Raw genomic sequence first — 25,723 nt, 5'->3', positions numbered from 1 at the left:
ATCAAGCCATGTCAACCGCCGGAGGAAATGGACTTCCGCTCGCTTCACGGTTGTATAAGTCGCGCACGCTGGGGCTGACGCTCGGCTTTGTGTGCGTGGTGTTTGGCATGTTTCCCCTGCATCCCCCGCTGTGGGTCTGGGCGTGGATGCTGATCAACGCCTTTGTCTGGCCGCACATGGCCTATCTGTGGTCGCGCCGCGCCAGCAACTCACTGCGCAGTGAGCGCCGTAACCTGCTGTTTGATTCCTTTTGCGGCGGGTTCTGGGTCGGTGCCATGCACTTCAACCCGCTGCCCAGTGTCACCACGCTGTCGATGATGACCATGAACAACGTCGCCATTGGCGGGCCGCGCTTTATGCTGGCGGGCTGGGTGGCGCAGGCCTTGGGTGTCGGCGCGTCGTTGCTGGTGTTCGCCCCGGCGTTCATCGCCGTCACCACTGAAACCCAGCTTTACGCCTGCTTGCCGATTCTGATGGTGTACCCGCTGGCCCTGGGCTGGATCTGCTATCGCCAGGCCGTGACCCTCGCCCGGCACAAACGCGAGTTGCTGGCGCTGAGCCGCACCGACAGCCTGTCCGGCCTGCTAAACCACGGTGCCTGGAAGGACCACCTGGAGATCGAGTTTCAACGCTGCCGCACAGAGCAGGTGGGCGCGGCCATTGCGCTGATCGACATCGACCATTTCAAGACTATCAATGACACCTACGGCCACGTTACCGGCGATATCGTGCTGCGCCAACTGAGCAAAGTGCTGCGACAGAACCTGCGCACCGCCGACCTTGCCGGGCGCTATGGCGGCGATGAGTTCTGCGTGATCCTGCCGGACATGCCCCTGCACCGCGCGACTGAAGTGATGGACGCCTTGCGCGATCGCTTCAACGCCCTGGCGTACACCCAAGACCCGACTCTGCGCGCCAGCTTGAGCATTGGCCTGGCGCCGTATCAACCTGCGCATGCGGATTCGACCAGTTGGCTCAACGACGCCGACCAGGCGTTGTATGAAGCCAAGAGCAGCGGGCGCAACCGTGTGAGTTCAGTGCAAGGGAGTTGGTTGCGATCGGTCTAGTGGGGTAGGGTGGCGGCGCACCTCTCAACAAAAAATCAAGGATCGGTCCATGCTCTTCACCTTCTCCCGTACCCTCCTGGCCGCGACCCTGGCCTTGTCCTTCGCTGCGCCGGTCTACAGCGCCGAACCCCATAAACAGATCCAGGCCGGCGCCGAACAGTACAAGGCCCCCGCCCTGAAACTGCTCGAGCGACTGGTGAATATCGATTCGGGCTCCGGCTACGAGCCCGGCCTGACCCGAGTGCGCGACATCGCCGTAGAAGAATTGAAGCAGCTTGGTTTCAACATCGAGCTGGTGCCGGACAAAGCCGCCAACAACAGTCATGTGATCGCCACCCTCAAAGGCACCGGCAAAGCCAAGATTTTGCTGATGGCCCACATGGACACGGTATTCAAGGAAGGCTCGGCCGCCGAACGCCCGTTCCACATCAAGGACGGCCGCGCCTATGGCCCCGGTGTGATGGATGACAAAGGCGGCATCGTCGCTGGCATCTATGCGCTGAAGGTGCTCAAAGACCAGGGCTTCAAGGACTACGCACAAATCACCTTCCTGCTCGACGCCAGCGAAGAAACCGGCTCTGACGCCGCCTCCGAACTGATTCGCACCACCGCCAAAGGCCACGACGTCACCCTCAACCTCGAGCCCGGCCGCCCAGCCGACGGCCTGGTGGTATGGCGCAAAGGCAGCGCCACCGCCGTGGTCGAAGTCAAAGGCAAAGCCGCCCACGCCGGCGTCGCCCCGGAACTGGGCCGCAACGCCGCGATGGAGGCGGCGCACCAGATCCTGCAACTGGGCAAACTGGGCGACGAAGAGAAGAAAACCACCATCAACTTCACCGTGCTCAAGGCCGGCGACCGCGTCAACGTCATCCCCGACCAGGCGACGGCCAAGGCGGACGTACGTGCGGCATTGCCGGAAGAGTTCGACCGGATCGAGAAGGACCTGGCCCGTGTTTCGGCGAATAAGTTAATTCCGGACACCGAAGTCAAAACCAGTTTGCTGCGCGGTTTACCGCCAATGCCGCAGACGCCGGAGTCGGACAAGTTGGTCGCAATCGCCCAAGGGATTTACGGGGAGTTGGGGCGTAAGTTGACCATCGAAGGCAGCGGCGGGGCAGCGGATGCCAGCTTGTCTGCCGGGGTTGGCACGCCGACGTTGGATGGGTTCGGGATTGTCGGTGGCAACATCCATACCCCAGAGGAATATGCGGAAGTGGAGAGTGTAGCGCCGCGAATTTACTTGCTTAGCCGGATGATTATGGAGCTCTCGAAGCGGTGACCGGGGCGCCGGGTTCACTCATTTTTTGAGGGTGAACCTGGGTATCGGGTGAGTAGGTTTATTGTGATGAACCGGCTTATTGTGATGAGCAGGCTTATTGTGATGAGCAGGCTTATTGTGATGAGAAGGCTTATTGTGGCGAGCAGGCTTGCCCTGCGCTGGGCTGCGCAGCAGGCCCGAAACTGGCGACGCGGATCTGGCTGTAGAACCGCGTCGCCCTTGTTGGAGCTGCTGCTGCTGCTGCTGCTGCGCTGCGCAACACAACGCGAGCAAGCTCGCTCCCGACTTTGAATACCTGATCGACATCCAGTGCCGAAAAGCTGACGTAGCTTTCGGCCCAGAGCTCGTAGGTATTGAGGCAGCGTTTGAAATCGCTGAGAACGGATTCGACGTCTCGCGTCTCGGAATCCATCACGGCCAGTACCAGAAGGCCAATGTGTTGGCGGGTGGCGGCGATCAAAAGACAGCCCCAATAACCGGGGCTTTAACGGAAAAAACCATCTGCAATCCCTCGCACTGTGTGATCAGGCGAGGGACTTTGCCGAGGTTTTCAGGTGGTATCTGTAGAGCTTATCCGGGTGTTGCGTGGGAGGTTTCGGTAGTCCTTGTCCTCTCTCGCCCAAGCACCAGACTGCACAGCGCCGGCAGGAACAGCAGCGTCAACACCGTGCCCACCAACACCCCGCCAATCAGCACATAAGCCAGGGAGGACCAGAACACCGACAGCGTCAGCGGGATAAATGCCAGGGCCGCCGCCAGTGCCGTCAAAATCACCGGTCTTGCGCGGCGCACGGTGGCTTCGATAATCGCTTCGCGAATCGCCATGCCGTGCTCCTGATTCTGGCGGATCTGGTCGGTAAAGATCAGCGTGTTGCGCATCAGGATGCCGCCAATCCCGATCAAGCCCAGAATCGCGTTAAACCCGAATGGCTGGTTGAACAGCAATAAGGTCGGCACCGCGCCGATCAGGCCCAGGGGCGCGGTGGCGAAGACCATGAACATTACGCCGAACGAGCGCACCTGGAACATGATCACGGTGAGGGTCAGCAGGATCATGATCGGGAACAGTGCGGCCAGCGCGACGTTGGCCTTGGCGCTTTCTTCCACCGGGCCGCCAATGTCGATCTGGTAACCGGCCGGCAGCTTTGCGATCAGCGGTTGCAGGTCTTTGTACACGGCCATTTCCACGTCGGGCGGTTGTACGCCGTCGATGATGTCGGCGCGCACTTCCACGGTGCTTGCGCGGTTGCGGCGCTTGAGGATCGGCTCTTCCATAACCGCCTGAAAATGCCCGACCTGAGCCAGCGGCACCGAGGTGCCAGCGCTGTTGGTCAGGGTCATATTGTTGAGATTGCCGAGGTCTTCGCGCTGGTTGCCCTGGGCGCGAGCGACCACGGAGACGGTGCGATTGCCTTCACGCACCTCGGTAATCGGGTTGCCGCTGAGCAAGGCATTGAGCTGCGATTTGACCTCGTTGGGGGTGAAACCCAGCAGGCGCAGGCGGTCCTGATCCAGCACCAGGCGATAGCCGCTGGTGCGCTCGCCCCAATCGAGAAAGGCGTCCTTGGTCAGCGTGTTGGCGGCGACAATGCGACGCACATCTTCGGACACGCCGCGCAGCACATCCACATTTGGCCCGGACACACGAAACACCACCGGAAACGGCACGGGCGGGCCGAACAGCAATTGCGTGACACGCACGCGCGCAGCCGGAAACTCACCGGCGGCTATGCGCTCACGCATGCGCAGTTTCAGCGCATCACGGGCATGCGAGTCCGGGGTTTGCACAATCAGCTTGGCAAACGCCGGGTCGGGCAACTCGGGGTTCAGCGACAGGAAAAAGCGCGGCGCGCCGCCGCCCACATAGGTGTCGACCAGGCTGGTCTGTGGCTCTTGCAGCAGGGCTTTCTCCAGCTGCGCCGCCACCGCCTCGGTGCTTTTGAACGCGCTGCCGGGCGGCATGTACACCTCAAGGATCAGTTCGGAACGGTCGGAATTGGGGAAGAACTGCTTCTTCACCACGCCCATCCCTAAGCCGCACAGCACAAAGGCCGCCACCACCAAGCCAGTTACCCACCAGCGCCTGCGCACACAGGCTTGGACGACACCACGCAGTTTCTGGTAGTAACGGCCGGCGTAAATGGCGTCGTGGCCGCCCGGCACCGGTTTGATCTGCGGCAGCAATTTCACGCCCAGGTACGGTGTGAACACCACCGCCACCAGCCAGGATGAAATCAGCGCAAAGCCGACGATCCAGAAGATATTGCCGGCATATTCCCCGGCGCCCGAGCGCGCAAAACCCACCGGCAGAAAGCCGATGATCGTCACCAGCGTGCCGGTCAGCATCGGCGCGGCGGTGGAGCTCCAGGCAAAGGTGGCGGCGTGAATCCGGTCGAAGCCTTCTTCCAGTTTCACCACCATCATCTCGATGGCGATAATCGCGTCGTCCACCAGCAAACCCAGGGAAATAATCAGCGCGCCCAGGGTAATACGGTCGAATTCACGCCCGGTCAGCAGCATGATCACAAACACCACGGACAAGGTCAGCGGCACCGCGGCGGCCACCACCAGGCCCACCCGAAAGCCCAGCGCCAGCAGGCTGATGACCATCACCACGGCCAGGGCGACGAAGAATTTGAGCATGAATTCATTCACGGCCAGGCTGATGTTTTTTGCCTGGTCGGAGACCTTGGCGAAGTTCACGCCCAGCGGCAGATCGGCCTGAATGTTGGCTTCCTGGGCCTTGAGGCTTTTGTCCAGCTCCAGGCCGTTCCAGTGCTTTTCCATGATCACGCCGAGCATCAGCGCCGGGTCGCCCTGATGGCGAATCCGGTAGCTGGGCGGGTCTTCATAGCCACGGCTGACGGTGGCCACATCGGCAATGCGCAGCACGCGACCGTTGACTTCCAGCGGCACGTTTTCGATCAGCGCGAGGCTGTCGAAGGCGCCGTCGATACGGATATAGGCGCGGGCGCCGGCGGTTTCGACGAAGCCCGATGGCGCTACGGCGTTCTGCGCGGCGAGGGCGGCGAAGATCTGATCGGGCTTGATGCCCAGGGTAGCCAGGCGCTCGTAGGAAAACTCGACAAAGATCCGCTGGGCCTGCTCGCCGAGGATGTTGACCTTTTTCACCCCCGGCAGGTTGAGCAAGCCCTGGCGCAGTTCTTCGGCCATTTGCACTTGCTGGCGATGTGGCAAGTGCTCGGCTTCCAGTGCGTAAAGGGCGAAATACACGTCGGAGTATTCATCGTTGAAGAACGGCCCGATTACGCCTTTGGGCAGTTTCGACGCTTCATCGCTGAGTTTTTTGCGGGTCTGGTAGAACAAGTCCTGGATTTCACTGGGGCGCGTGGACTCTTTGTAGGTCATGCGCATCGACACAAAACCCGGTTGGGCTATGGTCTCGACCCGGTCGTAGTAGTCCAGTTCCTGCAGACGCTTTTCCAGGCGGTCGGCGACTTGCTCCTGCATTTCCTGTGCGGTTGCGCCGGGCCAGGCGGCGGTGATGGTCATGACTTTGACGGTAAATGAAGGGTCTTCGGCGCGCCCCAGTTGGCCGAACGAGAAGATGCCGGCGGCGAGGATCGCGATGATCAGAAACAGCGTGACTGCGCGGTGTTTCACCGCCAGTTCGGAGAGGTTGATGCCGCGCATGCTCAGTGGTCCTGTTTGCGATTGAGGGCCAATGCTTGCGCGGGCAGCAGGCGCACCGCGTCACCGCTGTGCAGCAAGTGCGCGCCGAGGGCGACGATGGTCTGGCCGGGTGTGAGGCCGCTGTCGAGCAGGGCGTCTTCCTGGCCGAGACTGGCGACCTTGACGGGCGCGAAGCTGACGGTGTCATCAGCACCAATCAGCCATACGCCGGTGCCTTGCCCGGCGTCCTGCAACGCGCCGATGGGCACGCGGGTTTGCTGGGCCTGGCCATCGCCTTGCAGGCGGACGGTGATGGTCGAGCCAAGGGCGAAACGGTCAACGGCGCCGTGCAATACGTAGCGCGCGCGGTAGGTGCGGGTGGTCGGGTCGGCGCTGGCGGACAGCTCGCGCAGGGTGGCAGTCACGGCCTGGTCCGGCGCGCCGAAGGGGAACGCCAAGGCTTTTTGTGAGGCGTGGTCGCGTTGGTTTTCCGGCAGGTTGACGATGGCTTCGCGAGCGCCGTCATGGGCCAGGCGCGCGACGATTTGCCCTTCGGCGACGACTTGGCCGCGGTCTACGCGCACGTCGGTGATGATGCCGTCGCCGTCAGCCTTGAGCACCGAGTAGGTGCGGCGATTTTCGATCTGGCTGGCGTCCGATTGCGCCGAAGCCAGCTCGGCTTCGGCGACGCGCAGGTTGGTCGCCGACTGGTCGAAAATCTGCCGCGACACGGCGCCGGTGCTGGCCAGGCGCTGGTAGCGGTTTTCATCATCGCGGCGCTGGCGCACTTGCGCCTGGGCCGCGTTCACGCGGTTCTTGGCCGAGCGCAGGGCCAGCTCGAAGTCGCCGATGTCCAGCACCAGCAAGGTGTCGCCACGGGAGACGTGCTGGCCGGGGTCGACCTTGCGGTCTATGACCTTGCCACTAACCCTGAAGCCCAGGTCGCTTTCTGTGCGCGCAGCCACCACGCCGGTGTAGGCGCTTTGCTGGGTGCCGGCGGCTTCGACTTTGGCCGCTAGCACGGGGCGGGGCGGCGGTACTTCGGCGGCGGTGTCGGCCTTGCTGTTGCAGCCACCGAGGAGGATCAACAGGGCCAGGGGCGTGAGAAGACGCAGGGGAAGAGGGGTCATGACGGGCTCCGGGATAACCAGTGAATAAAAAATTATGGACATAATTTTTTACGCATATTATGGTCGAAATATAAATTAATCCAGCCCCCGGATACTCCCCATGGCAAACGCCCCGGCGCCCTCGCGAAGCTTGTTGTTTTTACTGGTGGCCCTTACGGCGCTAGGTGAAGTGTCGACTCAATTGATCATCCCAGGCCTTGGCGCCATCGAGCAGGCGCTGGCGGCGCCAGCCGGTTCGGCGCTGATGGCGTTGTCGGCGTTTGTAGCTGCATTCGGCCTCGGGCAATTGCTGTTCGGGCCGTTGTCGGACCGGATCGGCCGTCGTCCGGTGCTGATCGGCGGCCTGGCGCTGTATGTGCTGGCGACCTTGGCGATGCTGCTGGTCAACGACATCGGTCAATTCATTGCCGCCCGCGTGTTGCAAGGCCTCGGCGCCTGCGCCGCGTTGGTGTTGGCGCGCACCGTGGTGCGTGATGTATGGCAAGCCGAAGCGGGGCCGGCCCTGGCGCTGACCATGATCGGCATGCTCTACGCCATTGTTGTCGCGCCGATGATCGGCGGGCTGCTGATCAAGCTGCTGGGCTGGCACGCGCCAATTGTTTTGGCCCTGATCATCGGCAGTGTGGTGCTGGTGTTGGCTGTGCTGTTCTTTCGCGAGAGCAACCACTGCCTCGATCCCACGGCCGGCCATTGGCGTACCCTCGGCGGGCAATACCTGGATTTGCTCAAGGGTCGTCAATACCGGGCGTACGCCGTGGCATTGGCGTGCACCTATGGTGCGATGTTCTCGGTGATTGCGGGTTCGTCGGCAGTGTTTATCAACCTGCTGGGTTTCAGCAGCCTTGAGTACGGCATCAATTTTGGCGTGATTGTGTCGATGCTGATCGTCGGTTCCACCTACACCCGGCGCAACATCATGCGCCTGGGGCCGCAGCGGATTGTGCCGATGGGCGTGACACTGGTGGCCATCGGCGGCCTATCGGCGGTGCTGATTTACGAGCTGTTCGGCCTGTCGGTGCTGGGCCTGGACCTTCCGGTGGCACTGGTGACCCTGGGCGGTGGCCTGGTGCTCCCCGGCTCGGTCACGGGCGCGGTAATGCCCAACGCGCACCGTGCGGGCCTAGCCGCTGGGCTGATGGGGTTTTCGCAGATGTTTGGCGCGACCTGCAGCGGCCTGTTGCTGAGCCATTTGCGCGATGGCAGTGCCACGCCGATGATCGTCATTGAGGCCAGCTTTGCGGTGTTGGCGTTTGTCGCGTTCCACCTGCTGCGCCAACGTCCGGTCAAGGGACTGTCCTATACGTAGGACGATCAGGGCTGCTTTTGCCGGCTAGTGTTCAGAGGCCGACGGACTTATGGTGTAGGCACTTTGGAGGTACACCATGAAAAAAATCATCGGCATCTACACCAGCCCCCGCGCCCATTGGGTCGGTGACGGCTTTCCGGTGCGCACGCTGTTTTCCTACGACGCGATGGGCAAGCACATCAGCCCATTCCTGTTGCTGGACCACGCCGGCCCCGCCGATTTCAGCCCCACCGAACAACGTCGCGGTGTAGGCCAACACCCGCATCGCGGCTTTGAAACCGTGACCATCGTGTACGACGGCGAAGTCGAGCACCGTGATTCCACCGGCGCCGGCGGCACGATCGGTCCCGGCGATGTGCAGTGGATGACCGCCGCGCGAGGCATCATTCATGAAGAATTCCATTCCGAAGCCTTTGCCCGCAGCGGCGGGGCGCTGGAAATGGTGCAGCTGTGGGTCAACTTGCCGGCCAAGGACAAAATGGCCGACGCCGGTTACCAGACCATCGTCGACGGCGACATTCCGGTGCTGCCGTTGGCCAATGACGCCGGGCAATTGCGCCTGATCGCCGGTGAATTTTCCGGTACTCAAGGGCCGGCGCGTACGTTCACGCCAATTGACGTGTGGGACTTGCGGCTCAACGCCGGTAAAGCGGTCACGCTGGACCTGCACGCCGGGCGCAATACTGCGCTGGTGATCCTGCGTGGCACCGTGCTGGTCAATGGCGAGGAAGTGGCACGCCAGGGGCAACTGGCGTTGTTCGAACGCGACGGTGATCAACTCACCCTGGAGTCCAATGACGATGCCAAGGTGTTGCTGCTCAGCGGTGAACCGATTGATGAACCCATCGTCGGCCATGGTCCGTTCGTGATGAACACCGAGCAGGAAATCCACCAGGCATTTGCCGACTACCAGTCCGGTCGTTTCGGGCAAATGCACGTCTGACTGCACACCGCAAACCCTGTGGGAGCTGGCTTGCTGTGGCAAGCCAACTTGCCCCGCGTTGGGTGGCGAAGCCGCCCCAAAACCAGTCACCGCGTTTTTTCCAGCTGAATTGAGTCGTCAGGTTTCGGGGCCGCTTCGCGCCCCAACGCGGGGCAAGCCCGCTCGCCACAGCAAGCCCTTGCCAATACATTTTGTTTGCTGCATTACCGATTCATGCGATCTTCTGAGCATTCGCCCTGGAGTCGCCTGGATGCCCTCATTTATCGCTGATCACCCGATGTTGTGCGCCGTGGCGCTGATCTTTATCGACATTGCCGTGTGGCGGCTGATTTCCGTCAACCTCGCCAACTGGAAGCTGGCGGCGCGGTTGGCAATCTTTGCCGTGTACAGCGCCGTGCTGTTCAACGACGGCATGAACCCCATGCAACTCGCACCCTATTCCGACAACACCGCCTTGCACCTGGCGGCTACTGCCTTGCAGATCGGCTGGTGGCTGTTCGCCGCACGGACCCTGACGGTATTGCTCGGTGCGGTGATGATGCAACGGGTCGGCCATGGCGGGCGCTTGCTGCAGGATTTGATGGGCGCGGTGATTTTCCTGATCGCGATCATCGCCGCCATGGCCTACGTGCTCGACCTGCCGGTCAAGGGCGTACTCGCCACATCAGGCGCGGTGGCGATCATCGTCGGCCTGGCGTTGCAAAGCACCTTGAGCGATGTGTTTTCCGGGATCGTGCTCAACACCACCAAGCCGTATCAGCTGGATGACTGGATCTCCATCGACGGCACCGAAGGCCGCGTCACCGATATCGACTGGCGTGCCACACGCCTGCAGACCTCCCAGGGCAGCATGGCGGTGATCCCCAATTCCCTGGCGGCCAAGGCCAAGATCATCAACTTTTCACGCCCCGCCGACATGTTCGGCCTGGCCGTCAGCCTGCAAGTCAGCCCGCATGCGCGCCCGCAAATCGTGATCGAGGCGCTCGAGCGCGCGATGCAAGGGTGCCGGCCGCTGCTGGCCAACCCGGCGCCGAGCGTGGCGTTCAAGACCTCCGCCAGTGGCGGCGTCGAGTACGAAATCAGCGGCTTTGTGCCGGCCATGACCCTCAAGCGCGAAGTGCGCAACCAGCTTTACGATTTGGCTTTCAGGCACCTGCAGGCGGCGGGTGTGGGGTTGCTGTCCGCCACCGAAAGCGGCGCGCCGCCGGCGTTGTCCGGCGCACGCGCGTTGCTGGAGCGCTCGTCGATTTTCTCCACGCTGCGCCAAGAGGAGAAGGACACCTTCAGCCAGAACATGACGCTGCACACCTATCGCGCTGGCGAGATGATCCTGCCGGCGGGGGAGGTCAGCGATCATTTGTTTATCGTCGAGTCCGGTGTGGTCTCGGTGATGCTGATCAAGGGCGGTCACAAATTCGAAGCCGGGCGCATGGGGCCGGGCGAAGTGATTGGCGAGGCGGGGATTCTGTCCGACCAGGCGACGCTGGCGGACTTTTCCGCCAAGACTTTCTGCACCCTGTACCGCATCGAGAAGGAATACCTCAAACCCTGCCTGGACGCGCGGCATGACATCAGCGAAGCGATGAAGGCGCTGCTGGATTTTCGCGTGCACGCAGCGCAGGCCATGACCCAGGAAGCGCCGGTGGTGCCGGTCAAAAAAGGCTTTTTGCAGTGGTTGCGCAATCGCGGCTTGTAAGCGCTCAGGGCGCCATTGCGACGCGGTAGCGCTGGTCAAAATCATCCGCCAGGGCGGCGTTTACGGCCTGTTCCACCAGGCACTGCGGGTGGTCGGTGGACAGGCCAATGGTGGCGCGCTCTTCATGGCGGCCCATATGGATCAGCACATGCAGCATGCGCGCGAGGCGGGTGTCGTTTCTCATCAAATAATCCCCAGTCGAGTCGGCGCGCACTTCTCGTTGATCAACGGGTGAGGTAGGCCGCGCTGTCGGTGGACAGCGGCGCACAGTGAATATCAACTGACCGACAAAGGACGCGCGCTGATGCCGGTGCTCGCCACATTGGCCCAAGGGGGCGAGGCGTACCGAGTCTGAGCATGTCGGTGCGCTGGGCGTTGACGACATCGTCACGCAGGTGAGCTAGGCGGGTTGGCCATCCACCAGTTGCTGGAACAGGGGCGTCAGCAAGTCGATCAACACCTGCGGGTCGGCCTTGGCCAGCGGCGACAACTCGAGCATCTGGCGCATCACCTGAACGCCTGACACCAGCGCCAACATCAACGCTGCGCGCTCCTGGTGATGCGCGCCCTTGAGCGCGGCGGCCAGGGTTGCCTGGTGGCCATTTTCCAGGTGCTCGCGGCCAATCATGGCGGCGCGTTTGCTCGATGCCGACTGCAGCATGATCAGGAAACCTTCCAGTGGCGTGCTGCCGGTTTCGGTGATGCTGACCAGCGCGGTCGCCAGGGTACGACCGAAATTTGCCGAGCTCAGGTTGCCTTGCGTCAGGGGGAACGGGCTGGCCAGCGCCTGGGCGATCACCTCGGCAAACAGCTGCTCCTTGGAGGCGAAGTAGCGGTTGACGAGCATCACGGTGACCCGCGCGCCGGCGGCGATTTCGCCCAGCCCGGTGCCATCGTAGCCGGATAGGGCAAACGCTTTGCGCGCAGACAACACAATGGCTTCGCGGGTGACGGCGGCATCGCGCCGGCGGGGAATGGGGTTGGGCATTAGCGTCCTGATGGCGGGTCATTGTGGGCGCGCAATTGGCGCGCGCCGACAGGGTACAGGGTCTATTTGCTGTCGAGGAAGCCCAACAGTGCGGCATTGCACAAACCCGGGCCCTTCACCGCGGGTAATGGATCAATGCATCCAAGGCTCAGGGGCATTTTGTTCAATACCGCGTTCAGTGGGTCGTTTACCGTGGTGCCATCTTCGCTTGGCATAACAAAAAGGAACTGCAATGAGCTTGATCCTCTCCATGGCCGCCTTCGCCCTGGCCACCTCCATCACGCCGGGCCCCGTCAATGTGGTCGCGCTCAGCTCCGGCGCGCGCTTCGGCTTTGCCGCCAGCCAGAAACACGTGTTCGGCGCCGCCGTCGGCTTCACCCTGCTGCTGGTGCTGATCGGCCTGGGCCTGCATGAAGTGCTGGTGCGCTGGCCGATCCTGACCCAGTTGATCCAGTGGGGCGGTGTCGCGTTTTTGCTGTACATGGCCTGGAAGTTGGCGGTGGACGATGGCCGGCTCGACGCCGACGGCACCGCCACCGCGCCGTCGATGCTTTACGGCGCGATCATGCAATGGCTCAACCCCAAAGCCTGGCTGGCCTGTGTGGCAGGGATGGGGTTGTTTGTGGCGGACGGCGACGCGGGCCAAGTGTGGCTGTTCGCGGCGCTCTACCTGGTGATCTGCTACCTGTCGGTGGCGTGCTGGGCATACGCCGGGACGTTCTTGCGACGCTACCTGAGCAACCCGCAAGGCGTACGCCTGTTCAACCGCTCAATGGCCGCGTTGCTGGTGGCCAGTGTGGGTTATTTGCTGATGGCTTGAGCAAGTCGCGGTACTGCCCCGGCGTAGCAGCGAAATGCTGTTTGAACGCGCGCTGAAAATGCGCCTGGTCGGCAAACCCTGCCGCCAGCGCCACATCAGCGATCAACGCGCCGTTGCGCAATTGCGTCCGGGCAAACTGGATACGCCGGTTGACCAGAAAGGCATGCGGCGTCAGCCCGTAATACTGTTTGAACGCACGGATCAGATACGACGGCGACAGCTCGGCCGCCAGGCAAATCTCTTCGAGCTTCAACGCCTCGGTGCAGTGCGCGCGGATGTACTCGGCGGCGCGCTCCAGCTTGTGGTTGATCTCCCGCACCGGTGTCAACGAAGGGTTCAAACGCTGTTGCACCTCAGTAAAAAAACTCACCAGTGCGCTCTGTTTTTGCAGCAGTTCGGCGTGCTCATCCAACAGCATTGCGTACAGCTCGATCAGACCGTTGAACAGCACCGGATCGCGGGTGTGGGGCGTGTTGAACGGCCGATAACCCTGATCGGTACTGAAACCCAGCTGGTATTGCAGGTCGGTCAGCCAAGGCGTGTCGAGGTAAATCATGTGATACGACCAAGGCTGGTCGTAGATCGGATTGCACGCATGCACATCGCCGGGGTTCATCAACACCACCGTGCCGGCGCTGATCTCAAACGTCTGCGCGCCGTAGTGGTAATAACTGCGCCCGGTGGTGATTGCACCGATGGAAAAATGCTCGTGGGCGTGACGGGTATAAGTGACCTTGCGTCCGTCGGCGATGGTCCGCGCTTCGATGAACGGCAAACGCTCATCACGCCAGAAGCGCGGCGCTTGCGCGGGGTCAGCAGAGGTGTTCAGCGACATGGCGGTGGCTCCATCCCTTGAGGAACGAAGGGCGATCATTACACAGACCGCCAGGGCCGTCAGCCTGGAAGTCCCATTGGCGTATGGAATACGCCGGCCAAGGTCCATTTATGCTAAAACCCTGCTTACGCCGTTTTCAGCCCTAGAGCCGCACATGACATCGTCTTCGCCCATCCAGATTCGCGCTGCCAGCCCCCAGGATGCCCTATGCATCGGCGTGCTGGGCATGCAGGTATTTCTCGACACCTACGCGACCGAAGGCATTCGCAGCGCCATCGCCACCGAAGCGCTGCAAGCCTTTGCGCCGGCTACCATCTCGCGGCTGATGACCGAACCCGGCTGCGCCCTGGTGGTGGCAGAAACCAACGGCCACCTCGTCGGTTTTGCTCAAGTCAAACTGCGCGCCGAGCACGCAATGCTTCCATCCTCCAACGTTGCCGAGCTACAACGCCTGTACATCCAGGAGCGCTTCACCGGCCGGGGTATCGGCTATCAACTGCTGCAAGCGGCCGAGCAACACGCAGCGCTGGCCGGGGCTTCACTGCTGTGGGCCACGGTGTGGGTCGGCAATGAACGGGCACTGGGTTTTTACCCGCGGCGCGGCTACGAACTGCTGGGCTCGCCGACCTATACGTTCCAGGGGGAAACCCACGAGAACCGGTTGTTTGGTAAAGCCCTGAGCGCCGGCGGGTGAATGATGAGCGAGGCTGAAGCAGCCTTGGGTGTTACCGTCGCCTACCTCAGGGGCGCCCTGGACATCGGCGTTATCGATGTGGCCGCGGTGATTCAATGGGCGGATGCGACATTGGCGACACTGCAGCACCCTCCGTATGCGCTGATAGAACTCGCGCTCATGACCAGGTCGAGTCGCGAGGCGGTCATGGGGCAGCTACTGCAAGTCGCCGCGCCGGCCATGACCGAAGACGAAATGCTGCCTTATGTGCTGTCGGTTGCGCACAGCCGACTTCTCCGCGACCCCGCCTTCGGGCGACGCCTGGCCGAGGGCGTCTATCGCCTATGGGTCCGGTCAGGCTACGACTTACCCGGCACCCTGCAGACGTGCGGGTATTTTGATGATGCGTACGGCCTGGCGGATAGCGGGGTGCATGGGCATGCCGAAGCCATCGACCGCGAGCTACTCGAATTTACGCAACACTTTGCCGGCCTCGACTGGCAAACCATCAAAGCGCCTTAGACAAAAACACCCGGCTGCTGCCCGCAGGCATGCACGGCACCTCGCCAAACCGCACCCACCCTTGCTTCTGGTAAAACGCCGGTGCCTGAAAACTGAGGGTGTACAGCACCGCACTCAAGCAACCCCGGCGCCGGGCTTCATCTTCGAAGGCTTGCAGCAATTGGCTGCCCAAGCCCGAGCCGCGCAGGGCATCGGGCAAGTGGAACAGGTCGAGAAAGGCCATGCCCAAGGAGGTTTTGCCGGTGATGCCGCCGAGGATCTGCCGGCTGTCCGGATCTCTGACCAGCACCGTCAGTGGCTGGCGGTCGTTGGCACCGGTGATGGCTTCATTGAACGCGGCGAGACCGTCGCCGAGCAGGCGCTCGGCGTCGGGGTTGGGTCGGTCGCTGATTTCAATACGCAAAGCAGTCATCACCGCAAACTCCCTTGGTTAGAGCGCCATCACCATTTCATGCCACGCCATCCCGCCATGGTCAGAAGGCGAAGGCTGCACATAGCTGTAACCCATGCGCGTGTACAACGGCACATGCTGCTCCTTGCACATCAAGTGAATCGTCTGCTTGCCCATGGCCTGCATGCGCTGCACAAACTCGGTCATCAACCGCTTGGAATAGCCCTTGCCCTGCTGCGCCGGGTCAACCACCACCGACATGATCACCACATTCGGCGCCTCGCCCGAATGCCCCACCAACTCCTTGAACGCCTCGTCCGACATCACCACCTGATGGGCGCAGCCAGAGTTGATAAACCCCACCACCTCGCCATCCGCCTCCAGGATCAAAAAGCCTTCGGGGTACTGCGCAATGCGCGTAGCGATTTTCTCCAGGGTCGCGGCCTCATCGCCTTCGTAAGCGCTGATTTCGATTTCAAAGCAGCGCGCGGCATCGGCGCGGAGGGCGTTACGGAAGGTGAGGGCGGGCATGGGTATTTCCTGGGACGTTAAGCGAAAGGCCACATCATAAAGAAACATCAAGGGCCTGACACGGATTGTGGCGAGCGGGCTTGCCCCGCGTTGGGCTGCGAAGCAGCCCCAGTCAAAACAAACGCGGTACGCCAGGCAAATTGAGGGACTGGTTTCGGGGCTGCTGCGCAACCCAACGCGGGGCAAGCCCGCTCACTACAAAAAGGTGGGCTTGAACCGACCGCCGAAAACCAGAAAACCCGCCGAAGCGGGTTTTCTCACAACTCACCTCTCGTCAAGCCACAGCAGGCACATCAAACCCGCGCTTCTCAATCACCGAAAACACATCTGCCACATCCTGCACCATGATCCTGGCGGTATTGGCGACGGTATTGATGTCGTGCTCGGCATAGTCGGACACATTGGAGCAGGCCATCAGGTGCAGGTAGGCGAGGGCGGCGTTGAGTCGTTCGCTGGCGCAAGCGTGGAGCTCGCTGAGCGGGGCGTCGCTGTCGATGAGGAGGACAGGGTATTCGGTTGCGGTTTGGGACATGGGGGTGAAGCGGCGGGGCGGGTGTTGATTAGTCATAAGGTTCGATTCTATTTTGGGTAAAAAGAACTGCCACCTTGCTGCTGCGAAACAGTCTGGGTGGCAACTGTGCGCGGGTTCGCAGACCAGGAAGAATCACCCCCGGCAGACCCGAAGGTCTCCCACGCACAGCCGCCATAAACAAGACGCAGGCGGGCTCCGCCTGAGGGTCTGATGACTGTGCAGGTTGATTCTATTTAGGTAGGGCTGCGAAACCCGATCGCTGACCGAGGTCGGCGACGGGGCGAACTATAAGGTGCTGTTGGCCAGGGTGCAACCGAGAGGATGTAACACACCTCGAGCCAATCCATCATGTAGGAAATCTTTGCTGGATCACGAACGTGTTCATCCATTTGCGTTCTATTTAGCCTGTCGTTTTCTTCGACGTTTGTCAGCAAGATTGTCCACATTATTGGCGGAACTGGCTGGTTGACTCCTGGCACATTCGGGCGCAAATAGCCGAGGATTCGTCGGACGTTAACGGCCGCAAACGGCCAGAAGCTAACATTTAACTCTAGGTGCTTTCGATTAAATGCGGTGGCTAATCGTCTAAAAATAAGATGATAATTAAAGTAATAGCAGCGCTACGGCAACGACTTTATTAAAGCACTCCAGTGGCGCTGATCCCTATTTTGAATTTCTTCAAATAGATCTTTCACCGTTTGCTCCAGTAGGAATATTAATTCATTGTTACCCGCCAGGCGATCAATTGTATTTCCATGGCTGAAAGTATGTAAAAGCTTTAGGATTGACTTGGATTTTTCTTTGCCGAATAATTCACTTGCTCTTTGATCTACGGTTTCTCTTTGGGTACTGGGGATTCTAGAATAGGTGTAGAGTTCAACGAAACGCCGGACTGCATTTGGTAGCATAAGGAGTTCAATATTGGCTTTGTCCTCGGTTTCGTGGAAACGGTATATTTTTTCAAATAGAAAGTGATACTCAGAGCCATAGCTCGACAGCGATTTAGGCATATTTCCAAAACTTGAACAATCGTCATTTATTCGATTGATCAGGTAAAGTCTAGCGTGGTTGCCTCCATCTGGCTTTAACTCTCTTAATAAGTTAAAAAACTCAAAGCTGTGAGTTGAGATGAATAATTGTTTACATGTTGTCGCCCATGTTTCGCTGCCTTGTGCATTTTGTATTTTTTGAAAAAAAATCTCATTTATTGCCGAGGTGATTTGGTATATATGATTCCCATCTAGACTTGAAATAGGGTCGTCGATATAAACGACTGAATCTTTAAATTTTTCAGGGCTTAGTTCTTGTAGCTTTATTATAAAGTAAGAAAAAGCAATGGCTGTCCGTTCACCATCGCTGAGGTTTTTGGCTATATGACCATTTTTTCTTACAAGCTGGAATCGTTCTTGACCCGCAGCATCAGCAACAACGTTTATCTGGACGGCTGTATTGCCAAGCATGGAAGCTAGCCGATCGTTAATTTTTTCTCTACCGCGTTGGGCGTGACTAATAAGGACTTGAAGTTTTTTTATCAAAAGTTGAAGGTGTGTGCTATATGCTCTCAAGCGTTCGGATCGCTTGACTTGGCGATCTTTTTTTCGCTCAAGTCCAGAGGTCTCTTGTTTGTCAATGAATTGCTGGATGTAATGATTTTTAACCTTTTGATGGGCTTCGGCTTTGGCTTTAGTAAAATTTTCCGCAAGCTCATTATTGATTTTAATTACAGCATTAACCGCCAGTATGGCTTGGGTAATTGTCTCCGACAGGTCAGGAGCGAGAACCGCAGGAACTAGTGGTTTACGTAAATTTTCAATCTTGCTTTGAACATCCTTGGCTAGCGTATTCACAGCCTGATTGAAACATTTTATTGCGTGGGGAAGTGGCTCTGCGGCGTTACGATAGGCATCTCGATATTGATTATTAAACTGAGCCTCATTGGGCAAGACGAGCGTAAATTCGCTTGCTCGGATTTTGGAAAGTAAAGCCTCCACGCTATTTTTGTGATCCGCAAGATCCTTTGAAAAATGGGCTAGGAATATTTCAAGTCTAGCTTGAGTTACTTTATTCCCGCAAAACTCACAGGTACCCGCAGCGGGATGTATGTGCAAACCATTTTCCACCCAGCGCTCAATTGCGGGATTATCTTCAAGATGCTTGATTGTATTTGAAAAGCTCGGTGTGGCAGCTAGAGCATTGGACGCTTCCTTGTATATAGCTTCAATGGAAGGCTTGCCGAAGACCAGCTCAACTGTGCTCGGCTTTTTACTATCCGGAGTGACAGCTAGCTCAAAGTTATAGGCGAGATCTTCATCCGACAAAGTCTGCGAGTCAAGAACACCGACGATGCTTACATCATTTCCTAGATGTCGAGCGTCATAGGGAGTGACTTTAAGGACTTGCCTTATATTTTCAGCTGCTGAAGTCTTTGCTCTAGCAATCTCAGCTTTGAGTGCGTCGAATTTAGAGTTAATGATTTTTTGGGTAGATGTGGAACGCCCAATGCGTGCGTTGAGTTTTTCAATTTTCTTTTCTGCTTCCTCAGAATCTTTGCCCAAAATCAGAATTGGATTAAATCCGCCTCCTTCGAAATGTATATTTTGACGAATGAAGTCTGAGTTAAATACTCTAACGGTAAGCTCGCATTGTTGAAAGTTCTTTTCGTTAATTGTCTGTTCGGCAGTTTCAAAACTAAATTCGCAGCCATTAAGATCCGGATTTTGGGTTTTTGACTCCAACTGAGCAAATAAGCGTGAAAGTGTGGTCTTGCCTGAATAATTCCATCCGTAAATAAGGTTTTTGCTGGCAAAATTTTGAGTTCCGACTGGTTTGGTATAGTTCTGATAAACACCAAGCCCTTTAATCTTTCCTATCCCCGTTATCATAATGTCTTCCTGGTTTTTATATGTGGCCTGAACGCATGTTTATTTATAAACCCAATTTGACGTGTTCGTCGAATGGAATCGTGGGTCAGGCTGTACATTTTTTGTAGCCGAACGCAGTCGTTTACGGCCGACAAAGCGGTGGCCGAACCGCCCCGGATTTCGGGGTTTGATCCAAATGTCCGCTCCTGCCCGACAGCTGCCTTTCGACGCGCCCGCGAAAATATGTGCGTTACATTGACTTTACCGATACATCCTCTACATACCTGAATTTTTTCCTGGCTATCTTGGTGGCCTCCTGCTCTGCCAGTAGGGTACTCAAAGTATCGGCCTCATGAACGATCTCGAATGTCTTACCCTCAAACTCGTTGCTCACCCGCAGATTCACCTTGAGCCTAGGGGTAAAGCCTTTGGAGACTTTCTTCTTTGCAGCTTTAATCTGCTGTACTGTCGCGGCTTCCTGGGCGATGTCCTGTTGGTGCGATTGAGATGCTGACTCAGGTAGTTCGGTTTGCCCAAATAACGACCGGCGCATCTCTTCTTCAGTAAGATCTGTATTCATCATTGTTCTCAGGGAACCTGATGTGTCAGGTAGCAGATTCTAACTCAGCCACAGCTTTGCTTGCTGGTGGCGCAGATGCCGAGTTGACTCAGTTACCACTATCGCCTCACCTGAGGTTCCCGCTCCTATCGTTAGTCTATTAGACTACTTGCTGCCTACTGCGGAGGATCGCTATGGCTCGTTTGCTTTCTTTAGACAGGCAGCAATCGGCCAGAAGCTGACACTCGAAACGTCTACTAAGCTAGGGGCGATTCACCCCCGAAAGCATTTGCTGGCTTTAGCTCACTCACCTGATTGACAGAGAGACTTATTCCAAAAAAACGCAGACCTATAAAAGATGCACCAGTGACCGGCACCCTAGTCAGCTCAAGCCATCATTTAAATAAGAAAACTCAACGATTAGCTGCCTAATCTCACTTACATGTTCCGGGTATTCACTTTCGAATTTAATTAGCCGATTTTCAATAAACTGCTGCAGCTCCTTATCCAGATCACCTCTTAGTTCAATAAAATCCGATTTAATTACATGCTTTATCTGTTTGAAAAAGTCTTCGATTCGCCATTTATCCCCGGAAGCTAGTGCCGCATCTAAGCCCTGTAAAGAAGAAATTAACACATTTGCGGGGATTTTTTTGATTTCCCAAATCTGTGTTTCCGCCTTACGAAGTTCTGCCCTCAAAGCGATCTGGTTTTTTTCGACGCTATCTAACTTTGCCTCAAATTTCATCGTACCTGAGAGCAATTGGTCAAATTTTTCCTCAAGCGAAAGTCTAACAATTTCAAACTGCGACCTCACTTGGGCAGCTTGATCCAGCATTCTGTTTAGATCTTGCTGACTCCTTGCCTCTTGTGTGTTCACCATCTCTTGGCCTGCCTTAGCAAGGCTAGCTTCCACCTCAGATCGAAATATTTTTATTTTTGCATCATAGTCAGTCTGTATTCGTTGCACATCTTTTTCATGCAACTTGAAGTTGGTGAAGAGGCTGGCGCCAACCAACAAAATCACGACACTAACTACAGCACTAAGAGACCAAATAACGATTGATATTAGCGAGTTCTGAAAATCAGAAATTAGTGTGTTTTTTTCCTTTAATATCTTCAGCTCAGTCTCGATAGCTAACCCTCTTTTGCTTGCTCCAAAGTCACCCGGCGATATCGATGAGATGCTCTTGCCAATCTCTGTGGTTATAACTGGGGGTTCGCTTGTAGATGGTAAAACGGAAGGTGCTTGATTTGCATTTGATACTCCCCCTAGACACCAAATTAACATTAAAGTTAGAGCCAGTGTTCGCTTCGCTGAACGCCTGCAATTTATCATTCTTAGCTCCTTGCGAGTTTTTAGTGAAATAACCCAATAAGATGGCGTATGTAGGAGACGTACGCAATGTTCGAGTGATGTTGCCGATCACGTGGAGTGGCCGCTTTTGGCCGCAAGCTGCCAGTCGCGAACGGCAGCCATCGCCAAAACCGAACCTTGCCCCCACTTGCTAAGAGAACGGGATCAGTAGTCAGCCCTAGTAACCAATGGCTTTTAATTCAACACGCCTATCGCCCCGCCCAAGGTGCTGATTATCCTATCGATGACCCGGGACGGTCTCATGGCGAACCAATGCCAGCCGAAATTCAATACCCGAACACGCTCAACTCGTCCAAGCGTGCTCACAAACTGCACAGGCATCCACTCGCTCACACTGCTAATCTGCGGCCTTTACGCTTGTCACGTGAGTCGCAAAAAGGACGGTTTACATCGCCATGGACATTCAACTTATCAAGCAACGACTGGCCCGCCCTGCGGTGAAGTTCGTTGCTGGCGGCTTTCGTCCCTCTGGCACCGATGAAGAAAGCTGGCTGGGCGATGTCTTTCTGTTCCGACCTGATGAAGGCGTGCCGACCAATCAGGCGGGGCAGCCATTGCTCCCCTATGCGCAATTTTTTCTGCCCGCCATGCCCTTCAGCAGCCCGCTGCTGGAAGGGGTTCGTGTGCTGACGGTGTTTATGTCTAATCCGCTTCCCGAGCCCTTTGAGCCGATGGGGAACAACTGGGTTATCCGTGAATATGCGGCGGATGATGTGTTGGTTCGCAAGGCGCTGCGGGTGGACGGTTCATTTCTCAAACCCTTCCCACTCAACGCGCAAGCGGTGCTGGAGGACTTTCCACTGTGGGATGGCGGCGGTGTGCCGGCCGACCTTGAGCAAGCCATACTTACGCTGGTACGCGCGGGCGAGGTGCCCAGCTATTACGACCTGGTCACCCACACCTACGAACACAAGATCGGCGGTTACCCCTCGTTCTGCCAGCCGGGTGTTGATCCGGGTGAAGGCTTCGAGTTTGTGTTCCAGATTTCGTCCGACGCGAAGATCAATCTGAACGTCGTCCACAGTGGGAGCCTGATGTTCTGGAAGCACATCGAAACCGGTGAATGGGCACTTTATTATGATTTTTACTAAGGTTTTGCGAGCCCTCGATGACTGACTACCGTGGATTGATTCTTGACGACACCCGTGAAGGCGCCTCCGAGCAGACCATCTCGCACCTGGAGGCGCTGCTCGGTGCACGCCTGCCGGACGATTACCGGCAGTTTCTCAAGGTGTGCAACGGCGGCACCGTGGATTACGACGTGCTGGCCACTATGAGTAATGGCGATAAGGAGTTGCTGAGCTTTTCGCTGTATGGGCTGCAGCCCGGCGAAGGCTATGAATCCAACCCTTATGAACTGGAGCAACTGCGCAAGCAACCTGGCTTCCCGGCTACGGGGGTGTTGCCGATCGGCCGCGATGGCGGTGCGAGCCTGTTGCTGCTTGACCTGCGCGAGGGCCGTCAGGACGTGGGCGCGATGGTCGCGGGTTTACCCGCATGGACGGGGCGTCGCCAGCAAGGCGATGAGTACGTGGTGTTGGCGGACGGCTTCAATGCCTACCTGGACATGCTGCACCTGTCGCAGGAACGGATTGCCGAGCATATCAATCACTTCGTCATCAGCGCGGATACGATCGAGGCGACACTGGCGTGGCTGGATCAAGGCAGCCCGGGTTGGCGCGAGCGCTATCGGGACGTCTGGAATGCACGGGTTGTGGACAGGCCGATCTGATACAAGCGTGCGGGCGAAGCGGGCGCTTTGAATCCCCTATCCAGGCGCTGCGCATGGAGCTTCTTGAAGGAAGTTTGTCAGCGCGGCCTGATGATTGCCGGTATCGAACAGGGCAGATGGAATTACCGTGATAGGTGAAAATGTCGTCGAGCTTATTGAATAGGTTTGTTGCCTGAAAATGCCCTGATTGTTGATGAGTGTGAAGTCAAACTTGAACAGTTCGGGCGCGGTTCACACCCTGAACGCACAGGGTTGCTATCGAGCGCCAACACTACCGAACGGGCCAACTATTTTTCTGACCATCACGGGCATCTATAACAGTGAGACGGTATGAATAATCAACTCGCCATTTTGATCAGCGACTACCAGGCAAGCGTCGGCGTTGCAGTAGCCATGATGCAGCGGTCTGGCATCCCGCTGCCCGCGACGAATATGGATTGGGTGGTAAATAACATTCCTCAGCACGGCGAGCTTGAAGGCGGCATTCGTTACTTCAAGCACGGCTACGGCTGCGCGGTCAGCCTCCCCACGGGCACGGTGGACTTCGACTTCGGGGCCCACGGTGAGATCGATGGCTTCGACGTGTGGCGACTTGCTGATTTTGCAGGCGACAAGTTGTCGGCGTACGGTTTTGCTGATGAGGATGCACTCAAAACGTGCCTTGACGCAGAGGTGGCGGCCGGTGCGCTTATGTATTGCGGGTACATCCTTTACTACTTGGCGGATGCCACCTGACAACTCATGTCGACACAGTCCATTTTAAGTTCTCAGACAAAGCGTCGCAGACTTCACCTGGCCTGCCGCGTGTCGTTCTACGCCGCTTATAACCTTGCAGTGCGATGGTCAGCTTCAGTTAAAGGCAACTGGGCGGGCAAATATGTTCAATGCCCACCCACGTCATGCCTCAGAGAACGACTGATTGATCAGAGGACAACAGCTTCCTGACTTCGGCAATGATCAAATCGATATTGAAGGGCTTTGGCAACACAACATCAAACAAGTCCGATCGCTGCATGCCAATGTGCGCCTGAGCGCCGCTCATCAAAATGATCGGTAAATGATTAGCTGAAGGAAGGGCGCGGACAGCGGTGGCGAACTCCTGGCCGTCCATCACCGGCATCATGAAGTCGGTAATGATCAGGGCAGGGCGTTCTCTGTCCAGCACCTCGAGTGCTTTTCGACCGTTGCTGGCCGTTACCACCATGAACCCCTCATCCTCCAGCGCGAAGCTGAGAATATCAGCGATCAAATACTCGTCGTCGACGACCAGAATGGTGGTCATGTTAGTTCAACCCACTCGAAAGCTTAAGAAATTGAACCAGGTGATGACTCAGTGATAACTGAAGGTTCATGTCTTGAAGCCTTTCTCAGAAAAACATTTTGATCTTGGATGACGACCTCAAATCGCGAGGGGTCATAAGCGCTATCTCGTACCTTAAGAATGGATAACGTCCTGCTTAGTTCAGCCCGATTCTCAGAGAACCGCATCAGCATCAGGTTATCGACGATGCTGGACAGGTCAGAGCTCGGTGCGCTGACCTCGGAGCCAAACAGATCGCGCATTTCCCAGGATGCAAATACCGTCACGCCCCTGGACCGCAGCTCGTTCATCAGGGCGCTGAAGAAGTCAGTAATCCGCGCCGGATTTGTCGAGACTCGCGTCATGCCACTGAGGCTATCGATGAACAGGCGCTTGATGCCCTTTTCCTCAACGATGCTCAGCAGTCGTGCGCCCAGCCCATCCAGCAGGCCTTCGGTGGTTGGCTGCCAGGCAATGCTCAGCGCGCCGCTGTCTTCCATGGCTTTGATATCGATACCCAGTGACTGGCCCTTGAGCCGCAACCGTTGTGGGCTCTCGTAGAAGCCAAAATGCAGCCCTGGCATATCCACCGTCGACTCGGACAGAAACTTCAGGCCCAGCGTCGTTTTACCAATCCCGGAGGGCCCTATGACAAGAGACACACTGGAACTGTAAAGGCCTCCGCCCAAAATGCCATCCAGTGAATCAACGCCACTGGCGATGCGCGTCATGTCGGCGCTGTCGGGGGAGGACGGGTGGCTGTAAAGACTTTCGAGGCGGGGATAAACCACCAAGCCATGCTCGGTAATCTCGCACTCATGAAGACCGGTCATTGCTCCGCTGCCACGGGTTTTACGCAGGTGGATACGACGCGCCGAGCGAGTGCCATACAGCTCTTCGCCCATCTCGATGACGCCATCCACCATGGTGTGCTCAGGGCTTCCGTCATCAAGTCGGGAGCTGGTCAGAAACAGCACCGTGCAACCGGCGAAGGCGGCGTGCCCTTGCAGTTCTGAAATGAATTTTTTGGTGTCTATGGGCGAGTCGGCTTTAGAGCGCGCGTTGAGCAGCCCGTCTACTACCATCACCGTGGCTTTCTGGCGGCTTATCTCACGCCGAAGCAGCTTGACGACTTCATCCAGACCGTCGTTTTCCAGCGTGTCGAAGGCGCTGACAAATTGAATTTCGGCACCGACTTTGGATGAATCAAAAAAGCTCAACGTAGAAAGAAATTGAAAAAGACGGTCATGTGACTCTGCCAGCAGCGTGGCGACCAGAACCCGGCCCCCATTGTTCGCGTGATGGAACCCAAGCTGATTGGCAAGGATCGTTTTTCCAGACCCTGGGCGTCCTTGAATAATATATGAAGCACCCTCGACCAATCCGCCCTTGAGCAGAGCATCGAGCCCTTCTATTCCGCTTTGAAGGCGTTTTAGCTTTTCCACAATGCGACCCTGATCCGAAAAACAATCTGTTTAAACCAAGCTGATGGAGGGAATGCTACTCCATTTCGGCTCGGGAGCCATTAGGGTTAAATGGAAAGTTGT

At 57.5% G+C, this 25,723-nt stretch carries 26 protein-coding genes; 12 read left to right on the top strand and 14 right to left on the bottom strand.

The window, feature by feature from the left end:
* Positions 1 to 8 precede the first annotated feature (8 nt).
* Together FPT15_RS26745 and FPT15_RS26740 are read left to right on the top strand one after the other, a co-directional pair.
* Complete coding sequence (locus tag FPT15_RS26745) at positions 9 to 1,067, top strand: diguanylate cyclase (protein WP_145165811.1); 1,059 nt, start codon at positions 9 to 11, stop codon at positions 1,065 to 1,067.
* A gap of 49 nt (positions 1,068 to 1,116) precedes the next feature.
* Positions 1,117 to 2,346, top strand: a complete 1,230-nt coding sequence (locus FPT15_RS26740; RefSeq protein WP_145165810.1) for a M20/M25/M40 family metallo-hydrolase — start codon at positions 1,117 to 1,119, stop codon at positions 2,344 to 2,346.
* 130 nt (positions 2,347 to 2,476) lie between these two features.
* On the opposite strand, the gene FPT15_RS29875 is transcribed toward FPT15_RS26740, so the two are convergent.
* From FPT15_RS29875 to FPT15_RS26725, 3 genes are all read right to left on the bottom strand, one after another.
* Complete coding sequence (locus tag FPT15_RS29875; protein WP_178119755.1) at positions 2,477 to 2,806, bottom strand: hypothetical protein; 330 nt, start codon at positions 2,804 to 2,806, stop codon at positions 2,477 to 2,479.
* Between the two features lie 110 nt (positions 2,807 to 2,916).
* Positions 2,917 to 6,000 carry an efflux RND transporter permease subunit gene (locus FPT15_RS26730; protein WP_145165809.1) on the bottom strand — a complete coding sequence of 1,028 codons (3,084 nt, stop codon included), beginning with the start codon at positions 5,998 to 6,000 and terminating at the stop codon, positions 2,917 to 2,919.
* Between the two features lie 2 nt (positions 6,001 to 6,002).
* Entirely contained in the window at positions 6,003 to 7,109 is a 1,107-nt protein-coding gene (locus FPT15_RS26725; RefSeq protein WP_145165808.1) for an efflux RND transporter periplasmic adaptor subunit, read from the bottom strand.
* Between the two features lie 100 nt (positions 7,110 to 7,209).
* On the opposite strand from FPT15_RS26725, the gene FPT15_RS26720 reads away from it, so the two are divergent.
* From FPT15_RS26720 to FPT15_RS26710, 3 genes are all read left to right on the top strand, one after another.
* Positions 7,210 to 8,415 (top strand): multidrug effflux MFS transporter, encoded by a 1,206-nt coding sequence (locus FPT15_RS26720; RefSeq protein WP_145165807.1) that lies wholly within the window; start codon positions 7,210 to 7,212, stop codon positions 8,413 to 8,415.
* A gap of 76 nt (positions 8,416 to 8,491) precedes the next feature.
* A complete protein-coding gene (locus FPT15_RS26715) occupies positions 8,492 to 9,358 on the top strand; it encodes a pirin family protein (RefSeq protein ID WP_145165806.1) in 867 nt (288 codons plus the stop codon).
* A 250-nt stretch (positions 9,359 to 9,608) separates the two neighbouring features.
* Complete coding sequence (locus tag FPT15_RS26710) at positions 9,609 to 11,054, top strand: mechanosensitive ion channel family protein (RefSeq protein WP_145165805.1); 1,446 nt, start codon at positions 9,609 to 9,611, stop codon at positions 11,052 to 11,054.
* A gap of 4 nt (positions 11,055 to 11,058) precedes the next feature.
* On the opposite strand, the gene FPT15_RS26705 is transcribed toward FPT15_RS26710, so the two are convergent.
* The gene (locus tag FPT15_RS26705) at positions 11,059 to 11,238 is read right to left on the bottom strand and encodes a hypothetical protein (RefSeq protein WP_145165804.1); all 180 of its coding nucleotides are present in this window, start codon (positions 11,236 to 11,238) and stop codon (positions 11,059 to 11,061) included.
* 96 nt (positions 11,239 to 11,334) lie between these two features.
* Between FPT15_RS26705 and FPT15_RS26700 the strand changes: the two genes are divergently transcribed.
* The gene (locus tag FPT15_RS26700; protein WP_256676522.1) at positions 11,335 to 11,409 is read left to right on the top strand and encodes a winged helix-turn-helix transcriptional regulator; all 75 of its coding nucleotides are present in this window, start codon (positions 11,335 to 11,337) and stop codon (positions 11,407 to 11,409) included.
* 45 nt (positions 11,410 to 11,454) lie between these two features.
* On the opposite strand, the gene FPT15_RS26695 is transcribed toward FPT15_RS26700, so the two are convergent.
* On the bottom strand, positions 11,455 to 12,042 hold the full coding sequence (locus FPT15_RS26695; protein ID WP_145165803.1) for a TetR/AcrR family transcriptional regulator: 588 nt from the start codon (positions 12,040 to 12,042) through the stop codon (positions 11,455 to 11,457).
* Between the two features lie 232 nt (positions 12,043 to 12,274).
* Here FPT15_RS26695 and FPT15_RS26690 point away from each other — a divergent pair, with 232 nt between their 5' ends.
* The gene (locus FPT15_RS26690; RefSeq protein ID WP_145165802.1) at positions 12,275 to 12,862 is read left to right on the top strand and encodes a LysE family translocator; all 588 of its coding nucleotides are present in this window, start codon (positions 12,275 to 12,277) and stop codon (positions 12,860 to 12,862) included.
* Here FPT15_RS26690 and FPT15_RS26685 read toward each other — a convergent pair.
* Entirely contained in the window at positions 12,804 to 13,697 is an 894-nt protein-coding gene (locus tag FPT15_RS26685; RefSeq protein WP_145165801.1) for an AraC family transcriptional regulator, read from the bottom strand. The genes FPT15_RS26690 and FPT15_RS26685 overlap by 59 nt on opposite strands.
* A gap of 154 nt (positions 13,698 to 13,851) precedes the next feature.
* Between FPT15_RS26685 and FPT15_RS26680 the strand changes: the two genes are divergently transcribed.
* Both FPT15_RS26680 and FPT15_RS26675 read left to right on the top strand, forming a co-directional pair.
* Positions 13,852 to 14,391: a GNAT family N-acetyltransferase gene (locus FPT15_RS26680; RefSeq protein ID WP_178119754.1), complete on the top strand. Its 540-nt coding sequence runs from the start codon at positions 13,852 to 13,854 to the stop codon at positions 14,389 to 14,391.
* Positions 14,392 to 14,394: 3 nt separating this feature from the next.
* On the top strand, positions 14,395 to 14,892 hold the full coding sequence (locus tag FPT15_RS26675) for a hypothetical protein (protein WP_256676521.1): 498 nt from the start codon (positions 14,395 to 14,397) through the stop codon (positions 14,890 to 14,892).
* On the opposite strand, the gene FPT15_RS26670 is transcribed toward FPT15_RS26675, so the two are convergent.
* From FPT15_RS26670 to FPT15_RS26645, 6 genes are all read right to left on the bottom strand, one after another.
* A complete protein-coding gene (locus tag FPT15_RS26670) occupies positions 14,879 to 15,304 on the bottom strand; it encodes a GNAT family N-acetyltransferase (RefSeq protein WP_145165799.1) in 426 nt (141 codons plus the stop codon). The two genes, FPT15_RS26675 and FPT15_RS26670, sit on opposite strands and share 14 nt — an antisense overlap.
* An 18-nt stretch (positions 15,305 to 15,322) precedes the next feature.
* Positions 15,323 to 15,814 carry a GNAT family N-acetyltransferase gene (locus FPT15_RS26665; RefSeq protein WP_145165798.1) on the bottom strand — a complete coding sequence of 164 codons (492 nt, stop codon included), beginning with the start codon at positions 15,812 to 15,814 and terminating at the stop codon, positions 15,323 to 15,325.
* A gap of 274 nt (positions 15,815 to 16,088) precedes the next feature.
* The gene (locus tag FPT15_RS26660) at positions 16,089 to 16,382 is read right to left on the bottom strand and encodes a fructose-bisphosphate aldolase (RefSeq protein ID WP_145165797.1); all 294 of its coding nucleotides are present in this window, start codon (positions 16,380 to 16,382) and stop codon (positions 16,089 to 16,091) included.
* 584 nt (positions 16,383 to 16,966) lie between these two features.
* On the bottom strand, positions 16,967 to 19,228 hold the full coding sequence (locus FPT15_RS26655; protein ID WP_145165796.1) for an AAA family ATPase: 2,262 nt from the start codon (positions 19,226 to 19,228) through the stop codon (positions 16,967 to 16,969).
* A gap of 229 nt (positions 19,229 to 19,457) precedes the next feature.
* Positions 19,458 to 19,787, bottom strand: coding sequence for a hypothetical protein (locus FPT15_RS26650; RefSeq protein ID WP_145165795.1), 330 nt, complete (start codon positions 19,785 to 19,787; stop codon positions 19,458 to 19,460).
* Between the two features lie 361 nt (positions 19,788 to 20,148).
* Positions 20,149 to 21,105, bottom strand: coding sequence for a hypothetical protein (locus tag FPT15_RS26645; RefSeq protein WP_145165794.1), 957 nt, complete (start codon positions 21,103 to 21,105; stop codon positions 20,149 to 20,151).
* A 434-nt stretch (positions 21,106 to 21,539) separates the two neighbouring features.
* Between FPT15_RS26645 and FPT15_RS26640 the strand changes: the two genes are divergently transcribed.
* The 3 genes from FPT15_RS26640 to FPT15_RS26630 all read left to right on the top strand — a co-directional run bounded on the left by FPT15_RS26640 (position 21,540) and on the right by FPT15_RS26630 (position 23,611).
* Positions 21,540 to 22,235, top strand: a complete 696-nt coding sequence (locus tag FPT15_RS26640; protein WP_145165793.1) for a DUF1963 domain-containing protein — start codon at positions 21,540 to 21,542, stop codon at positions 22,233 to 22,235.
* Positions 22,236 to 22,252: 17 nt separating this feature from the next.
* Positions 22,253 to 22,876 (top strand): SMI1/KNR4 family protein, encoded by a 624-nt coding sequence (locus FPT15_RS26635; RefSeq protein WP_145165792.1) that lies wholly within the window; start codon positions 22,253 to 22,255, stop codon positions 22,874 to 22,876.
* A 330-nt stretch (positions 22,877 to 23,206) separates the two neighbouring features.
* Positions 23,207 to 23,611 carry a hypothetical protein gene (locus FPT15_RS26630; protein WP_145165791.1) on the top strand — a complete coding sequence of 135 codons (405 nt, stop codon included), beginning with the start codon at positions 23,207 to 23,209 and terminating at the stop codon, positions 23,609 to 23,611.
* 169 nt (positions 23,612 to 23,780) lie between these two features.
* On the opposite strand, the gene FPT15_RS26625 is transcribed toward FPT15_RS26630, so the two are convergent.
* Positions 23,781 to 24,158, bottom strand: coding sequence for a response regulator (locus FPT15_RS26625; RefSeq protein WP_145165790.1), 378 nt, complete (start codon positions 24,156 to 24,158; stop codon positions 23,781 to 23,783).
* A gap of 23 nt (positions 24,159 to 24,181) precedes the next feature.
* Positions 24,182 to 25,621, bottom strand: a complete 1,440-nt coding sequence (locus tag FPT15_RS26620) for an ATPase domain-containing protein (protein WP_145165789.1) — start codon at positions 25,619 to 25,621, stop codon at positions 24,182 to 24,184.
* Positions 25,622 to 25,723: the final 102 nt, after the last annotated feature.

The sequence above is a fragment of the Pseudomonas sp. RGB genome (assembly GCF_007713445.1).
Taxonomy (GTDB): Bacteria; Pseudomonadota; Gammaproteobacteria; order Pseudomonadales; family Pseudomonadaceae; genus Aquipseudomonas.
The sequence above is the reverse complement of the archived record's forward strand: the minus strand, read 5'-3'. Positions and strand labels throughout refer to the sequence as shown.

Bases quoted from the DNA above. Each gene is read 5' to 3' on its own strand.
- FPT15_RS26650 (WP_145165795.1), bottom strand. From the start codon at position 19,787: ATGAATACAGATCTTACTGAAGAAGAGATGCGCCGGTCGTTATTTGGG.
- FPT15_RS26675 (WP_256676521.1), top strand. From the start codon at position 14,395: ATGAGCGAGGCTGAAGCAGCCTTGGGTGTTACCGTCGCCTACCTCAGG.
- FPT15_RS26725 (WP_145165808.1), bottom strand. From the start codon at position 7,109: ATGACCCCTCTTCCCCTGCGTCTTCTCACGCCCCTGGCCCTGTTGATC.
- FPT15_RS26715 (WP_145165806.1), top strand. From the start codon at position 8,492: ATGAAAAAAATCATCGGCATCTACACCAGCCCCCGCGCCCATTGGGTC.
- FPT15_RS26745 (WP_145165811.1), top strand. From the start codon at position 9: ATGTCAACCGCCGGAGGAAATGGACTTCCGCTCGCTTCACGGTTGTAT.
- FPT15_RS26740 (WP_145165810.1), top strand. From the start codon at position 1,117: ATGCTCTTCACCTTCTCCCGTACCCTCCTGGCCGCGACCCTGGCCTTG.
- FPT15_RS26635 (WP_145165792.1), top strand. From the start codon at position 22,253: ATGACTGACTACCGTGGATTGATTCTTGACGACACCCGTGAAGGCGCC.
- FPT15_RS26730 (WP_145165809.1), bottom strand. From the start codon at position 6,000: ATGCGCGGCATCAACCTCTCCGAACTGGCGGTGAAACACCGCGCAGTC.
- FPT15_RS26680 (WP_178119754.1), top strand. From the start codon at position 13,852: ATGACATCGTCTTCGCCCATCCAGATTCGCGCTGCCAGCCCCCAGGAT.
- FPT15_RS26665 (WP_145165798.1), bottom strand. From the start codon at position 15,814: ATGCCCGCCCTCACCTTCCGTAACGCCCTCCGCGCCGATGCCGCGCGC.
- FPT15_RS26645 (WP_145165794.1), bottom strand. From the start codon at position 21,105: ATGATAAATTGCAGGCGTTCAGCGAAGCGAACACTGGCTCTAACTTTA.
- FPT15_RS26710 (WP_145165805.1), top strand. From the start codon at position 9,609: ATGCCCTCATTTATCGCTGATCACCCGATGTTGTGCGCCGTGGCGCTG.
- FPT15_RS26630 (WP_145165791.1), top strand. From the start codon at position 23,207: ATGAATAATCAACTCGCCATTTTGATCAGCGACTACCAGGCAAGCGTC.
- FPT15_RS26660 (WP_145165797.1), bottom strand. From the start codon at position 16,382: ATGACTAATCAACACCCGCCCCGCCGCTTCACCCCCATGTCCCAAACC.
- FPT15_RS26625 (WP_145165790.1), bottom strand. From the start codon at position 24,158: ATGACCACCATTCTGGTCGTCGACGACGAGTATTTGATCGCTGATATT.
- FPT15_RS26705 (WP_145165804.1), bottom strand. From the start codon at position 11,238: ATGAGAAACGACACCCGCCTCGCGCGCATGCTGCATGTGCTGATCCAT.
- FPT15_RS26695 (WP_145165803.1), bottom strand. From the start codon at position 12,042: ATGCCCAACCCCATTCCCCGCCGGCGCGATGCCGCCGTCACCCGCGAA.
- FPT15_RS26685 (WP_145165801.1), bottom strand. From the start codon at position 13,697: ATGTCGCTGAACACCTCTGCTGACCCCGCGCAAGCGCCGCGCTTCTGG.
- FPT15_RS26670 (WP_145165799.1), bottom strand. From the start codon at position 15,304: ATGACTGCTTTGCGTATTGAAATCAGCGACCGACCCAACCCCGACGCC.
- FPT15_RS26690 (WP_145165802.1), top strand. From the start codon at position 12,275: ATGAGCTTGATCCTCTCCATGGCCGCCTTCGCCCTGGCCACCTCCATC.
- FPT15_RS26640 (WP_145165793.1), top strand. From the start codon at position 21,540: ATGGACATTCAACTTATCAAGCAACGACTGGCCCGCCCTGCGGTGAAG.
- FPT15_RS26655 (WP_145165796.1), bottom strand. From the start codon at position 19,228: ATGATAACGGGGATAGGAAAGATTAAAGGGCTTGGTGTTTATCAGAAC.
- FPT15_RS26720 (WP_145165807.1), top strand. From the start codon at position 7,210: ATGGCAAACGCCCCGGCGCCCTCGCGAAGCTTGTTGTTTTTACTGGTG.